A 13,654-nucleotide genomic window follows, 5' to 3' on the forward strand; every position below is an offset into this window, starting at 1 on the left:
TTAACTGACCGGGTAGGACAAAAAAAGAGCGGGCACGCGTTAGCGGCCCGCTTTTTTTATCCCTGGATAATCACGGCGGCGGCGGCGATTTTTGCCCGTTCCACCGCCTGTTCTACGCTGTCGCCGGTAGCCAGTGCGACGCCCATCCGCCGCGAACCGTCAATATCCGGTTTGCCAAACAGACGTAGCTGTATCCCCGCGCCAAGCGCATGATGGACCTTATCAAAGGTCACGTTACGGCTGGTCAGTTTTGGCAGCAGCACGGCAGAGGCAGAAGGGCCGTACTGACGAATGGCGCCGATAGGCAGGCCCAGAAATGCGCGGACGTGCAGCGCGAACTCAGACACATCCTGTGAAATGAGCGTAACCATACCGGTATCGTGCGGGCGAGGAGAAACTTCACTGAACACCACGTCGTCGCCGCAGACAAACAGCTCAACGCCAAACAGACCATAACCGCCCAGTGCCAGTACCACGTCGCGAGCGATTGCCTGCGCGCGTTCCAGCGCCAGCTCGCTCATCTGCTGCGGTTGCCAGGATTCGCGATAATCGCCGTCTTCCTGACGATGGCCTACCGGTGCGCAGAAGTGCACGCCGTCGACGGCATTCACCGTCAGCAGCGTAATTTCAAAGTCAAAATTCACGACGCCTTCGACGATCACCCGGCCAGCCCCTGCGCGGCCACCTTCCTGCGCATACTGCCATGCCTGCGTCAGCTGATCTTCACGGCGAATAAACGTCTGCCCCTTGCCGGAGGAGCTCATCACTGGCTTGATGATACACGGCAGGCCGATGGTGGCTACCGCCTGGCGAAACTGTGCTTCGCTATCGGCAAAATAGTAGGCTGAGGTCGGCAGCTTAAGCTGTTCGGCAGCCAGACGACGAATGCCTTCGCGATTCATGGTCAACTGAGTGGCGCGTGCGCAGGGCACAACGCGCTGCCCGTCCTGTTCCAGCGCAATCAGCATGTCGGTCGCGATCGCTTCGATTTCCGGTACGATAAAATCCGGTTTCTCTTGCTCGACCAGCGCCTTCAGCGCCGCTCCGTCAAGCATATTGATAACGTATGAGCGGTGTGCTACGTGCATCGCTGGCGCATCGGCGTAGCGATCGACGGCGATGGTTTCAATCCCTAATCGCTGGCATTCAATGGCGACTTCTTTACCTAACTCACCGGAACCCAAAAGCATTACGCGCGTCGCCGCCGGACGCAGAGCTGTGCCTAATAACGTCATTTACCTATTCCACCGTCTGACAAAAATTTGTCGCATTATAAACGAAAACGTTTGCGTCTGTCTTGTTGTCGACGCGGCAGCGCGGCTATCGCGTTAAATTTGCACATCTTTATCTGTACCAGACATATTCTGACGTCTGCTCGCATAGGCTAAGCTTCTCATGAATTTATACTGGGGGTCATATGTCTGGCTGGCTTAATCAACTGCAATCACTGTTGGGCAAATCATCGGGTAATGGGAAAGGCGCTCTTGGCGAAATGCTGGTGCCGGGAGCGTTAGGTGGTCTGGCAGGGCTGCTCCTTGCCAGTAAATCATCGCGGAAAATGCTGGCGAAGTATGGTACTGGCGCGCTGCTGGTGGGCGGCGGTGCGGTCGCCGGGAGCGTGCTGTGGAACAAATACAAAGATCAGCTACGCGGTTCGACGCCGGCAGAAGCGAAGTATGGCCAACCGGCCGCGCCGCTGGATGTGCGTACCGAGCGTTTGATTCTGGCGCTGGTGTTTGCCGCAAAAAGCGATGGCCATATTGATGCTAAAGAGCAGGCTTCGATTGAACAACAGCTGCGCGATGCCGGCGTGGAAGCGCAGGGCCGTGCGCTGATTGCGCAGGCAATTGAACAACCGCTCGATCCGCAGCGGCTGGCGCGCGACGTGCATAACGAAGAAGAGGCGCTTGAGCTGTACTATGTGAGCTGCGCGGCAATCGACATCGATCACTTTATGGAACGTCGCTATCTGGATGAGCTGGGCGAGGCGCTGAAGCTGCCGTCAGAAGTGCGCGAAAGCATCGAGCGCGATTTACAACAGCAAAAACAGCAGCTTTAAGTGCAATCTTGCAGGTTTTGCTTGCATCAACGTTGAATTTGTCCACCCTTAGAGGGTGTGACTAAAACAGAAGAATAACGAGATGCCGCCAAAAGCAAAACGGATATCCCACGCCATGACCTTACATGGCGATACGCGCGTTGATCATTACTACTGGCTGCGTGACGACACTCGCACGAAGCCCGCCGTGATGGAGTATTTACAGCAGGAGAACGCCTACGGTCGCGAGGTGATGTCGAGCCAGCGCAGTTTGCAGGATCGCGTGCTTAAGGAGATTGTCGATCGCATTCCGCCGCGGGAAGTGTCGGCCCCGTATTGTAAAAACGGCTACCGCTACCGGCAGATTTTTGAGCCAGGCCAGGAGTACGCTATCTATCAGCGACAGGCTCCAGGCGAAGAAAACTGGTCGCTGCTGCTTGATGAAAATAAGCGCGCTGCGCGCAGTGAGTTCTATGCCCTCGGCGGGCTGAACGTCGCGCCTGATAACAACCTGCTGGCGGTCACGGAAGACTTTCTCTCCCGCCGCCAGTACAGCCTACGCCTTCGCCATCTGGCTAACGAAACCTGGCTGCCTGAGGTGATTGAAGACGTCTCACCGGGCGTGGTGTGGGCCAACGACTCGCGCTCACTCTATTACGTTCGCCAGCATCCGACAACGCTGCTGCCGTGGCAGGTCTGGCGTCATCAGGTTGGTACGGCGCCTGAGCAGGATTGCCTGATCTATGAAGAACAGGACGACACCTTTTACGTCAGCCTGCATAAAACGTCATCACGCCAGTTTGTGGTGATTGCGCTCTCCAGCGCCACCACCAGTGAAATGCAGCTGCTCGACGCCGATAATCCCGACGCTCGTCCGCAAACGTTCCTGGCCCGCCGCAAAGATCATGAATACAGTCTCGACCATTACCAGGGGCATTTCTACATGCGTTCTAACCGCGACGGTAAGAACTTTGGCCTTTATCGTGGCGTCAGTGGGGAAGAGGCCAACTGGCAGACGCTGATTGCCGCGCGTGATGCCGTCATGCTGGAAGATTTCACCCTGTTTCGTGACTGGCTGGTGGTTGAAGAGCGCCAGCGTGGCCTGACAAGCCTGCGGCAGATCCATCGGCAGACTCACAAAGAAACGGCCATCGCCTTTGACGATCCGGCCTATGTGACCTGGATTGCCTATAACCCGGAGCCAGAAACGGCCTGCCTGCGCTATGGCTACTCGTCGATGACCACGCCGGATACCCTGTTTGAGCTGGATATGGACAGCGGTGAACGCCGCGTGCTGAAACAGCAGGAGGTTAAAGGCTTCGACGCCAGCCGCTACCGCAGTGAACGCCTGTGGATCACCGCGCGCGACGGGGTGGAAGTCCCGGTTTCGCTGGTGTATCGGCATGAGCATTTCCGTTCCGGCAAGAATCCGTTGCTGGTCTATGGCTACGGTTCTTACGGTGCGAGCATGGATGCTGATTTCAGCAGCAGCCGTCTTAGCCTGCTCGACCGTGGTTTTGTCTTCGCCATTGCCCATGTTCGCGGCGGCGGCGAGCTGGGGCAGCAGTGGTATGAAGACGGCAAATTCCTGAAGAAGAAAAATACCTTTAATGACTATCTCGACGTCTGCGATGCCCTGCTGGCGAAGGGATTCGGTGCTCCGTCGCTGTGTTATGGCATGGGCGGCAGCGCGGGCGGGATGCTGATGGGAACGGCGATCAACGAACGCCCCGAGCTGTTCCACGGCGTAGTGGCGCAGGTGCCGTTTGTCGATGTGGTGACAACCATGCTGGATGAGTCTATCCCGCTGACCACCGGCGAGTTTGAGGAGTGGGGCAATCCGCAGGATGAAACCTACTATCGCTATATGAAATCGTATAGCCCGTATGACAACGTGCGGGCGCAGGCTTACCCGCATCTGCTGGTCACCAGCGGGCTGCACGACTCGCAGGTTCAGTACTGGGAGCCGACAAAGTGGGTGGCGAAGCTACGCGAGCTGAAGGTTGATGACAATCTGCTGCTGCTGTGTACCGAAATGGATGCCGGCCACGGCGGTAAGTCGGGGCGCTATAAAAGCTATGAGGGTGTGGCGCTGGAGTTCGCGTTCCTGATTGCCCTGGCGCAGGGGACGCTGCCAGGGCGTGCGGAGCGCTAGCTAGCCCTCGAGATAGTGTTTTAGCGTCAAACGCAGTTCCGGGCTCATGCGGTCGAGGTTGTTAAACAGCCAGCGCAGGTAGCCCGGATCGTTTTTAGCCACTTCGGCGACTTCCTGCCCGCGATATTTACCGAAGGTAAACGTACGCAGCAGCGCCGGGCGCCCGGTGACGTCGACCATTTGTTCCGGCGTCCACCCGGAGGCTTGAATAATATCAATCAGCAGTGCGGCGGTAATGTAGCAGTCGTAAAGCGCGCGGTGGTGATGCAGCCCCGGCGGGGTTGCGACGCTCAGCTTACGGGATTTATACAGCGCCATGTTGCTGTACTTGATACCTGGCCACAGGCGGCGCGCCATTTTCATGGTGCAGATCCACTCGCCGTTCATCTCAGGCAGCACGCGGCGGTCAAAGCTGGCGTTGTGAGCAACATACCAGGGACTGCCCTGATAAAACGGCACTACCTCTTCAATCCATGGCTTATCGGCTACCATCTCTTCGCTGATATGGTGAATCGCCATGGCCTGTGCGCTGATGGGGCGGTCGGGGCGAACCAGATGACTCATGGGGTTGACGATTTTTCCGTCAATAACATCGACGGAGGCAATCTCAACGACGCCTCCTTGCAGGTCGCAGGTTTCGGTATCGATAACGCGCAGCATGGCGAACTCCCGGCCAAAGCGTCTAGCGTAAAGGAATGATCTCGCCTTGCCAACCCTGGGCGCTTTTTCTGCCGGTTACCAGCAGTTCGCCGGCGTCGGCGCGGACGATCAGCTGGCCGTTTTCATCCCACAGCGCGCTGCCGCCGGAGAACGTGCCGCAGCCGTAGTTGGATTTTAATACCGCGATGGCATATTTGTGGGCAAAGCGCTGTAAACGCTGGGTCGTACGCTGCTGCTGAAGTTCGGCCATACAGCTGACGGTTGCCAGCAACGAGGCCTGGTGAGACAGCTCACAGCCTTCGGTGTTAAGTTCAAAAACGCTTATCTGATCAGATCCCGGTGCCAGACAGGTGCCATGGCCCTGCTGATGTTTGGACGGCGCCGCGTCATCGGGGGTAAAAATAACGATCCCCTTAATCCGTTGCCCTTCCTTTTCCATCGGCAGCCCGGCGATGATCGTCATCCGGTGGCGCTGTGCAGCATCGCGAAGCGGGCGAAGCTGGCTGTCGGGCGGCGGGGCAGGCAGGGCGTGCTCGTCAGCTGAGCCCGTAAGGGAGAGTTCCGGAAAAATAAGCACCTTACAGGCCTGCTCGGCGGCGGCATCAATAAAACGCAGATGGCGGGTAATGTTTTCAGCAACATCTCCCGTTCTGGGCGTATATTGCGCTGCAGCAATAGTCCATGTCAGCATAGTTGCATCCTTCAACACGTCGTCTGTGGGCTTTTATTCTAACAAGGTATCAAATCTGACGTAAGGAACTGTCACTAACAGTAAGCATTATTTGGTTTTCGGTTCATACGGCAGGCGTGAGAGATTTACGGAAGCCAGACGGTGTGCAATGAGACGCTCGCGGAACCAGTCGCGCAGGTGCGCAGGCTGCTCGCGTTCGACGACTTCGGCAACGACCGGCATGTTATAGCGCTCTTTGAACGCAACGCCCGCTGCGGCCAGGTCAACGTTAACTTTGTCCATCTCCTGCTGAGGCAGGGCTGCCAGGTTGGTTTGCATGCTTTTCTCCTTGGAATATCGCGCAAAAGTTACTAAGAGTCTCGCAAAATGGCAAGTCCGCAGGGCACCCATCTCGACGTGAACATTATACAGCGTTATTCTTTGACTTATATTGATAACAAAAGGGAATGATGGAAATGAACTTCACCGCACCCCGCGCGCTCTGCACCATGCTTTTTACTCTTGGCCTTTTGAGCGCCTCATCCGTCTGGGCGCACGCCCATCTGCAACAGCAAACGCCCGCAGCAAACACTGAGGTAAGCCCTGCACCGCAGGCGCTGACGCTGAATTTCTCCGAAGGCATTGAGCCCCATTTTAGCGGCGTGACGCTAACCGGACCGGATCATCAGACGGTCGCTACTGGCAAACCGGTTCGCAGCGAGAGCAATAAAATGCAGCTGGTTGTGCCGCTGACCCAGACGCTCATGCCTGGTCTCTATACCGTCGCGTGGCATGTGGTGTCGGTCGACGGGCATAAGACCAAAGGCCAATATCAGTTTAGCGTGAAGTAACGATGCTAACGGCACTGTATATTGCGCTGCGTTTTGTTCACTTTGCGGCCTTGATGGTCGCTTTTGGCTGCACGCTTTACGCGGGCTGGTGGGCACCCTCCGCGCTGCGTCGCCTGTTGATTCAGCGCTTTGCCCAGCTACTGCGTAGCGCATTGGCCGTTAGCGCGCTTTCGGCGATGCTGATGCTGGTGGTGCAGGGCGGGTTGATGGGGGAGGGCTGGTCTGACACCTGGCGTCCCGACGTCTGGCAAGCGGTGCTGCATACGCAGTTTGGCGGCGTCTGGCTGTGGGAAATCGTGCTGTCCTGGGTTGCATTGGGCATCGCCTGGGTGCGGCCGCGGCAGATGATGCGACGGCTTTTGCTTCTCTGTGTCGCGCAGTTTATCCTGCTGGCTGGCGTGGGCCATGCGGCCATGTATGACGGCGCGGCGGGCGCGCTGCAGCGTGTTAATCATGCGCTGCATTTGCTGTGTGCGGCGGCGTGGGTTGGCGGGCTGGTGCCGTTTCTCTACTGCCTGCGACTGGCGAAAGGACGCTGGCGTAAGGCGGCTATCGGTACGATGATGCGCTATTCCCGCTACGGCCATCTGGCCGTTGCCGGAGCGCTGGTGACGGGGTTGATCAATAGTTGGCTCATTCAAGGGGGGCTGACCGTCGCCACGCCGTACGGTATCGCACTTTGGGTGAAGATGGGGCTCGTTGCGTTGATGGTCGCGCTGGCGCTACTAAACCGCTATCTGTTAGTGCCACGCATGGCATCGACGCCGCAGGGGCTGGCACAGCGTCTGTTCCTCCGCACCACGCAGGCGGAAATTGTATTGGGGGCACTGGTGCTGGCGTGCGTCAGTCTCTTCGCGACCTGGGAACCTTTTTAATCAAACTGGCGAACTATGAAAAAAATTATTCTGTCTTTGTTGTTATTAACCGCTTCCGGCAGCGCGCTGGCCGCTCAGGTCATCACCGTGAGTCGATTTGAGGTGGGGAAGGAGAAGTGGGCTTTCAACCGTGAGGAGGTGATGCTGACCTGCCGCCCTGGGCACGCGCTATACGTGATTAACCCCAGTACGCTGGTGCAGTATCCGCTCAATGATGTGGCCGAGCAGCAGGTTAAGGCGGGTAAAACCCAGGCACAGCCGCTGAGCATTATTCAGATTGACGATCCTGCCCAACCGGGAGTGAAGATGAGCCTGGCACCATTTATTGAACGTGCTGAGAAGCTCTGCTGATCGTCTATCTGTTTAATAATCAATAAAAAACCGCAATCATTCTCGAGAAATGGCTGCGGTTTTTTTTCATTATGCCGTTTCATTGACGAAAATTTTCCGCTCGCAAGGGCTGCGGACTGGAAAACCTGTCACGGTCATCTATTCTTATAAAGCATGGCGACTTAGCCTGCATTAATGCCAACTTTTAGCGCACGGCTCTCTCCCAAGAGCCATTTCCCTGGACCGAATACAGGAATCGTATTCGGTCTCTTTTTATCTTCCTGTTTTTGCTGGATATTTTTAGGTGTTACCCGAAATTCCCCGAAAATCACCCGAAATAATTATATCCTGTTTAAACCATATCATACTCTGCACCGCGTGCGTCTAGGTATTTTTGCGTCATTGTTAAATTTTTGTGTCCTAACAGGCGCTGCGCAAAATCTGCACCACGTTCCTTTTCATAAAGTCTACCAGCCAAGCTCCTGATCTCATGGTAGGTAGGAGGGTTGGGGCCAAACTTTAACCCAGTTGAATCCCTCGTGTCTGAAAATGCCTGTGTCAGCCCATCTGGAGTTAATGGCCCTGGCTTCCTTCCGCCGCGCCTCACCGATGAATAAAGCATAAAATCGGATGGGTTATTCTCTCTGCACTGTTCGATAACATCCTTCAATACAAGGTTTGCCGCGTCTAGTCGTAAATCGAGTGGGATAGCCAGCTTATGCCCCGTTTTTTCCTGTGTCACGAATAACCTACCATCAATCACGTCGCTGAATCTGAACATCGAGACATCCTCTCTTCGCTGCCCAGTAACCAGTGCTAGGTCGCAGGCGCTTGCCGCCCACTCTGAGTTAGTGTTAGCCGCCGCCCTGATCACCATGAACTGTTCAAGTAAAAGACGTTCACGCTTGACCTTTGGCGTTGGGGTTCTGGTCGGTTCCGCCGGATTCTTGTCAATTCGTCCCTCAACAATTGCCTCCCTGAATATATCGAGCAATACAGATCTCAGCCCGGAGGCCATACTTTTCTTGTCACTGATGATGTAGTACTCCAGAAACTCAGCGATATCTTTTGTTGTCACCGAAGTCAGAGGGATCCTGCCGAACTCTTCGTTAATCGTGGCTATCTGGTTTTTCCGTACCTTCATTGTGTTTGGTTTTAATTCCCTTCGCTCAAGAATTACCGCATAGCGCTCCAGCCATGCCGACACCGTAAAGGTGGGCACATCTTTTATTTTTTCAAGAAGCGTAGATGGTAGGTAGTTCTGATCGATGTAGCTGTTGGCCTCAATAGCCTGGGCAACTGCATCTTTTCGGGCAACCCGACCCAGTGATATTTCCTGTCCGGTGATCGGGTTGCGCCATGAGTAAAGCTTATCTCTTTTGCGAAAGGTCAGATTACGGGGCAGATTAGCGTCGTAACGTACCGGCCTGTTCGCCATATTTCAGTCTCTCCAGTAGAGTGCCTTTCGTCGGCAATTCCTGCCGCGGTGCCTTGTGGCGTAAGTTTTTTTTGCTCGGATCTACGTAAATTGAGTCCGGATGCAGACGATACTCTTTACCGTGGCGCTCAGGGGCGGGGTAAATTCTTCCCTCGCGAACCCAGCGGCGAAGAGTAGATAAAGAAGGTGGAGTGGCGTAAACGGAGTTTGCCCATTCCTGCAGGTTTAAAAGCTTTGCCATCTTGCCTCCTGCTGGCAACCCATTATATAGCTGCCAGCCAATTGTTATTGATAATCCAGAATCAAGATACCTGGCCCGGCAGCGCACGCAGCCGGCGCATCCCGGTCATCGCTGTGGCCACATAGCTTCGGCTACGGTTGACCACTTCCACCCAGACCTTCACGCCTTCAACCCGCACCGTGTACGTTTCTTTCATCTTGCTGCGCCCGTAGTCGCCGTAGCGCTCCTGATGCGTAGCCAGGGCGATGGCGCATGCCTGGTACGCGAGTGGGGATTGTTTACAGCCTCGGTTGATCAACTTCATGCTTTGGTCCTCCGAATGCAGCGGTTACGTTGAGAGGCGATCAAGGCGACGCCGGTGACCGTTTTCTGGAGGCGGGATAGCTCCGCCCATACCGTAGCCGCCCGGCGCCACAGTCCGCGTTTTTCCAGTTGCGTAGCCGTTGACTGTAGCTGTCGTAATTGACCGTGCTCGGTAGGGGCCTGTGTTGGTCCATTGACGAGCTCGTCTGCATACCAATCACTCACAACGAAGTTATGAATCCGGCCATCGACAGTATTCCGGGTGCGGATAATCATTCCGCTCTCCGTCATTACGCCAATGATGTAACGTGTTGCCCGGTCGGTGAGGCAGAGCGCTTCACTGATTTGTGGGGCGCTGGCCTGCGGATTTTCGAGCAGGTAATGAGCGACCGCTTTCTGACGTTCAAATTTATCTACCATGCTGATAATTCGGCCCCTGCCAGGGCCGACCTCCGTTAGCCAACGTATTCCGGTTTCATGTCGTCGAGCGTTACGCGGAACTGCTCATACAGTTCATCGCCGAGGTGACGGCGCGCAGCGGTGAGCGTTGCTTGTGCCTTCGTGAACAAATCGGCTGCGTCCGGTTCGCCGGCAGACGGCAGGGAGTTAATCGTCGCCTCGATTTTGTTGCGAGCATTCACCCGGTGATAACGCTGCGTGGCTTTGTTCTTAAGTTCGGTGAATAATGCTGAACCCAGGGTTGCCTTGGCCTGATTGATGTCTTCACCAACGGCCTTAGCGGCGTCGATGTCCTCGGCAGCATCAATCCGATCCCGGAATTCGTCAGCGATCGCGTCAACATTCACCGAGGATTCGCGCGCGCTGCTGGTGGTTGTGACGGTGTCACCTGAGATTTCTTTCAGGTTTACGCGCTGCGGCGCCGGGTTAATCTCTTTCTCTGCGCGCGGCTCGACTTCATCTGGGCTGTAAACACCGAGGATGACTTCCGGGCAGTACAGGCGCGCCCAGTACTTCACCGCGAGGTAAGCGATCTGCTGCTTCGGTGCCGTTTTCCAAAGCGGTGAGTTCCGGGTGGTGATGTCCGCAAGGTAGATTGGCTCACCCCAGGTGATCTCTGCTTCACCTCTCAGTACTGCACCGACGCGGATAAACAGGCCTAACTCATCGCGCCCGTCTTTCTGGCCGGCAATCTTTTCCCAGTCACCGCCGTATTCGTAATGGAAGCGCCCCTGAATGGCGCTTGAGCTGGAAATCACCGCGTTAACTAATTGTGCTTCGTAACCCAGCACGCCGTTGACCAGGTGTGTTTTCTGCGCCACTGCGTAAGGGTTCATACCCCATTGCATGGCCTGCATGACGATCGCCATGCAGTCGGCAGGTTTACCTGCCAGATGTTTTGGAACAGTGACGGCAGACTGTGCCATCAGGTCAGCGAATGCGGTTAGTTGTCCCAATGCCTGCACGTTGAATACGGCATTGCTGGCAGAAATGGTGTTCGGGGCCTGCTCCGCGGCGATGATGTTGGTATTTTGCATGGTCAAATCCTCCATTAAGCCAGACGCAGCGCTTCAAGGCGGCGCAGGTCGAAGTCGTTCAGTTCGTCGCTATAATCTTCAGTGACCGGCGCCGGCCAGCAATCGGTGTCGTATGCCTGGGCCAGTGCTCGCATGGTGCGCTGGTACTCCAGCAGGCCGAGGTCGAGTAAATCTTCCGACGCTTCGATCACTGCCACCCAGTGATAGCCTTCGTCTTTGTTGACGAAGATCCAGAAGAACTGGTCAAAGTCGGCGACATTGCAGTACATGGCAGCGCTGATGTGGTAATCACGGTCGATGATTTCCCGGTGCAGTTTGGCACGAAGGCCTTCCTGCTTAACTCGCCCCATGCTGATCGTCTTGAGGTCTACGCCGATGCGCACACCGTTAACTTCAACTTCAAGGTCCGGGCGCGCACGGACCTCCAGCCCGGTCTCTTCATCCATGCCGAAGTAGCTGGTTTCAACAGCGCGGGAAGGGTGGCGAAGCAGTTTTCCGGCTGATTCGTGATTCAGTAACGCCTGTTGAATGGCTGTGGCCAGGTTAAGTTGCTCGCTGGTAAGGATGGTCTTTCCGGCAACGCTATCGCGCCACTGCTGCTCGAACTCATCCGAGAAAATGGCATCAGGGTTAACTGCTCGGATCGCTTCCTGAAGCTCTTCTTTCTTGCCTGTCAGCTTCAACTGGTCAGGCTTCGGCTTGTCCGCGTTGTAATCGCGGATGAATGCTTTCAGTGAGTCGGTTGTGGTAAATGCCCCGGCTGGAATGCCCGGGAATACCGCAAACTCTTCGTGCAGCTTTTCGGGCTCCAGGGCCAGGGTGTGTGCCAGACTACCGAATGTCAGCGCGTCGCTGCTTTCGCGGCGGATGGTTTTAGTGACGTGGCGACCGTGATAGAACATCAGGCTGACGCGGGCATCCTTCACCTGAGTAGAGCTGATGCCGTTTGCTGCGTGGTACACGCTGTTCGGCAGACCTTCATAACGGCCAGGCTCGAAGAAAGCAGGGTACTCGGCCGCTACCGGTTCGGCCTGCTGTTCTTCCGGCGCACTGGCGGCTTCCTCCGGTGCTGCAATTTCACCCGGCGCAGAGTCTACTCCCGGAACGGATTGCACGTCGGCATCCAGGCTCGGCGCAGCGGCGGCCAGAATTTCCCCAGCGCTGGCGTCAGTTACGGTATCTGCCTGCGGATCATCCTCCACAGCACTTTCGCCTGCTGATACCGCATCGTTATCTTCGTTTTCGGCGCGCTCAGTCTCTTCCATCTGCACATCGCTGGTGGTTTCCTCGGTTTGTTTTGCTGGGGCGTTCATCAGGCCATCGATGGAAAACATACCGTTACCCATGCTGGCGATTTTTGGCTGTTCGGCTGCTGCTTTCTGCTCTGCTGCGACCTTCTCGTTTATCTCGTTTTCCCAGCTTTTTTCTGGAACGTGGCCGGCGGCCGCCAGGGTTTCTTCGGTTGGGTGTTCGTGGTCGGTTTCCGTCAGGTTCGCGTTGATGTACGTCTGCAGACTGACCGGGAAATGGTGAACGCCCTCTGCGGCGCCACGGATGAGCGCGAAGATAGCTGCGCGTGAATAATCCAGGATGCCAGCCGTTTTACGCAGAGCCTCGGACCACTCTTTGAATGGGCTTTCTTTCTTGCTGGCAATCTCTTTTGCACGACGATATACACCGCCAGGGACATCGTGGATGTTGAAATCCATTGGCAGAGTGGCCAGCGCAATTTCAATGTCCAGAGTGTCCAGCGTGTGGATAAGGGTTGGATTGCGATCTGTCTTATTACCGCCGCCAGCGTTGGTTTTAACGTCGGTGCGCTGAATCTGCGCGCCCCGGTTACCTTTCTGCCATTCTTTGACCAGCATCTCGCGGTCGGTGTCGACGGCTACCCACATACGGATGAACCGCATAATCAGACTCATTTCATTACGCTTATCCTGAGGGAACACCGCTTTAACCGCGTCGGTCAGCTTCCACAGTGTCGGCATGTCGAATGCTTTTACTTCGGGGCAGTTCTCGACAGCCAGCAGCAGGTTCTGAGCGTAAGTGTTGTCCGTGTCCAGCTCCAGCGCTGAAAGCTCTTTACGGCGTGGGATGCTGATGTGGTAAACGTGGCCTTCCTCTGCGCACAGCTGCGCGAGGATCTGAATGCGGAAAGGCATTGTGACCAGCTGAAATGCTGCATTCTCATCTTCAGAGAATTCAACTTTGCGATCGCCGTTCTCTTCGGCCATCAGCTCCGTAGTCAGCGCGCTGTCGGCGACGCCTTCCTGGTGGACGCTGTCCTGCGGCGCCGCGCCTTCTTTCAGTTGCCATGTGCGCTGGTCGTCGGCCAGTTCGTAACGTTCGCACCAGGTTAAATCGACGGTGCTTTCTTCCGGCAGGTCGCTAAATACTGGGAAGTCAGTGCGAACAGGCTTCATGTAGTCTTTGCCGCGGCCCGTTTCGATCCCCGCGTCTTCCAGTTCAACGTCGAGCTGCAGGTTAGCGCGGGCTTCGGATTTGGCACTGAACCAAATCACTGCGTCTTTCTTTCCAGACTTCTGAGTAGCCTTTACCACGTGGAAGAATTCCATGTGAGATCCTCTTTTTGG

Annotated in this window: 15 protein-coding genes; 5 read left to right on the plus strand and 10 right to left on the minus strand. The window is 55.9% G+C overall.

The genetic code is table 11. From position 1 onward, the window contains the following. Positions 1-56 precede the first annotated feature (56 nt). The gene (purT, locus tag H7R56_RS09765) at positions 57-1,235 is read right to left on the minus strand and encodes a formate-dependent phosphoribosylglycinamide formyltransferase (RefSeq protein WP_106927756.1); all 1,179 of its coding nucleotides are present in this window, start codon (positions 1,233-1,235) and stop codon (positions 57-59) included. A gap of 182 nt (positions 1,236-1,417) precedes the next feature. Here purT and H7R56_RS09770 point away from each other — a divergent pair, with 182 nt between their 5' ends. Both H7R56_RS09770 and ptrB read left to right on the plus strand, forming a co-directional pair. Then, positions 1,418-2,059 carry a tellurite resistance TerB family protein gene (locus H7R56_RS09770; protein ID WP_106927754.1) on the plus strand — a complete coding sequence of 214 codons (642 nt, stop codon included), beginning with the start codon at positions 1,418-1,420 and terminating at the stop codon, positions 2,057-2,059. A gap of 82 nt (positions 2,060-2,141) precedes the next feature. Next, a complete protein-coding gene (ptrB, locus tag H7R56_RS09775; RefSeq protein WP_106927752.1) occupies positions 2,142-4,193 on the plus strand; it encodes an oligopeptidase B in 2,052 nt (683 codons plus the stop codon). Here ptrB and exoX read toward each other — a convergent pair whose 3' ends face one another. The 3 genes from exoX to H7R56_RS09790 form a co-directional block, all read right to left on the minus strand. After that, positions 4,194-4,853, minus strand: coding sequence for an exodeoxyribonuclease X (gene exoX / locus H7R56_RS09780; RefSeq protein ID WP_106927750.1), 660 nt, complete (start codon positions 4,851-4,853; stop codon positions 4,194-4,196). It lies immediately after the preceding gene. A 22-nt stretch (positions 4,854-4,875) separates the two neighbouring features. Then, a complete protein-coding gene (locus H7R56_RS09785) occupies positions 4,876-5,544 on the minus strand; it encodes a carbon-nitrogen hydrolase family protein (RefSeq protein ID WP_106927748.1) in 669 nt (222 codons plus the stop codon). A gap of 87 nt (positions 5,545-5,631) precedes the next feature. Further along, positions 5,632-5,862, minus strand: a complete 231-nt coding sequence (locus H7R56_RS09790; RefSeq protein WP_106927746.1) for a DNA polymerase III subunit theta — start codon at positions 5,860-5,862, stop codon at positions 5,632-5,634. 137 nt (positions 5,863-5,999) lie between these two features. Between H7R56_RS09790 and yobA the strand changes: the two genes are divergently transcribed. From yobA to H7R56_RS09805, 3 genes are read left to right on the plus strand one after another with little or no spacing between them, the layout of a single operon-like run. Then, positions 6,000-6,374 carry a CopC domain-containing protein YobA gene (gene yobA, locus H7R56_RS09795; protein WP_106927913.1) on the plus strand — a complete coding sequence of 125 codons (375 nt, stop codon included), beginning with the start codon at positions 6,000-6,002 and terminating at the stop codon, positions 6,372-6,374. Between the two features lie 2 nt (positions 6,375-6,376). Continuing rightward, positions 6,377-7,249: a copper homeostasis membrane protein CopD gene (gene copD, locus H7R56_RS09800; RefSeq protein ID WP_106927744.1), complete on the plus strand. Its 873-nt coding sequence runs from the start codon at positions 6,377-6,379 to the stop codon at positions 7,247-7,249. 15 nt (positions 7,250-7,264) lie between these two features. Next, a complete protein-coding gene (locus H7R56_RS09805) occupies positions 7,265-7,600 on the plus strand; it encodes a YebY family protein (RefSeq protein WP_106927742.1) in 336 nt (111 codons plus the stop codon). Between the two features lie 331 nt (positions 7,601-7,931). Here H7R56_RS09805 and H7R56_RS09810 read toward each other — a convergent pair whose 3' ends face one another. From H7R56_RS09810 to H7R56_RS09835, 6 genes are all read right to left on the minus strand, one after another. Further along, positions 7,932-9,017, minus strand: a complete 1,086-nt coding sequence (locus H7R56_RS09810) for a tyrosine-type recombinase/integrase (protein WP_182928594.1) — start codon at positions 9,015-9,017, stop codon at positions 7,932-7,934. Next, complete coding sequence (locus H7R56_RS09815) at positions 8,986-9,258, minus strand: excisionase (protein ID WP_182928595.1); 273 nt, start codon at positions 9,256-9,258, stop codon at positions 8,986-8,988. The genes H7R56_RS09810 and H7R56_RS09815 overlap by 32 nt, the downstream gene beginning before the upstream one ends. A 61-nt stretch (positions 9,259-9,319) precedes the next feature. Further along, a complete protein-coding gene (locus H7R56_RS09820; RefSeq protein WP_182928596.1) occupies positions 9,320-9,562 on the minus strand; it encodes a DUF4060 family protein in 243 nt (80 codons plus the stop codon). Beyond that, positions 9,559-9,981, minus strand: coding sequence for a PerC family transcriptional regulator (locus H7R56_RS09825; protein ID WP_182928597.1), 423 nt, complete (start codon positions 9,979-9,981; stop codon positions 9,559-9,561). The genes H7R56_RS09820 and H7R56_RS09825 overlap by 4 nt, the downstream gene beginning before the upstream one ends. Positions 9,982-10,016: 35 nt before the next feature. After that, positions 10,017-11,057, minus strand: a complete 1,041-nt coding sequence (locus tag H7R56_RS09830) for a RecT family recombinase (RefSeq protein WP_182928598.1) — start codon at positions 11,055-11,057, stop codon at positions 10,017-10,019. A gap of 14 nt (positions 11,058-11,071) precedes the next feature. Beyond that, positions 11,072-13,636 carry a RecE family exodeoxyribonuclease gene (locus H7R56_RS09835; protein ID WP_182928599.1) on the minus strand — a complete coding sequence of 855 codons (2,565 nt, stop codon included), beginning with the start codon at positions 13,634-13,636 and terminating at the stop codon, positions 11,072-11,074. Positions 13,637-13,654: the final 18 nt, after the last annotated feature.

This window comes from Klebsiella sp. WP3-W18-ESBL-02, from assembly GCF_014168815.1.
In the GTDB taxonomy this organism is placed as follows: domain Bacteria; phylum Pseudomonadota; class Gammaproteobacteria; order Enterobacterales; family Enterobacteriaceae; genus Kluyvera; species Kluyvera ascorbata_B.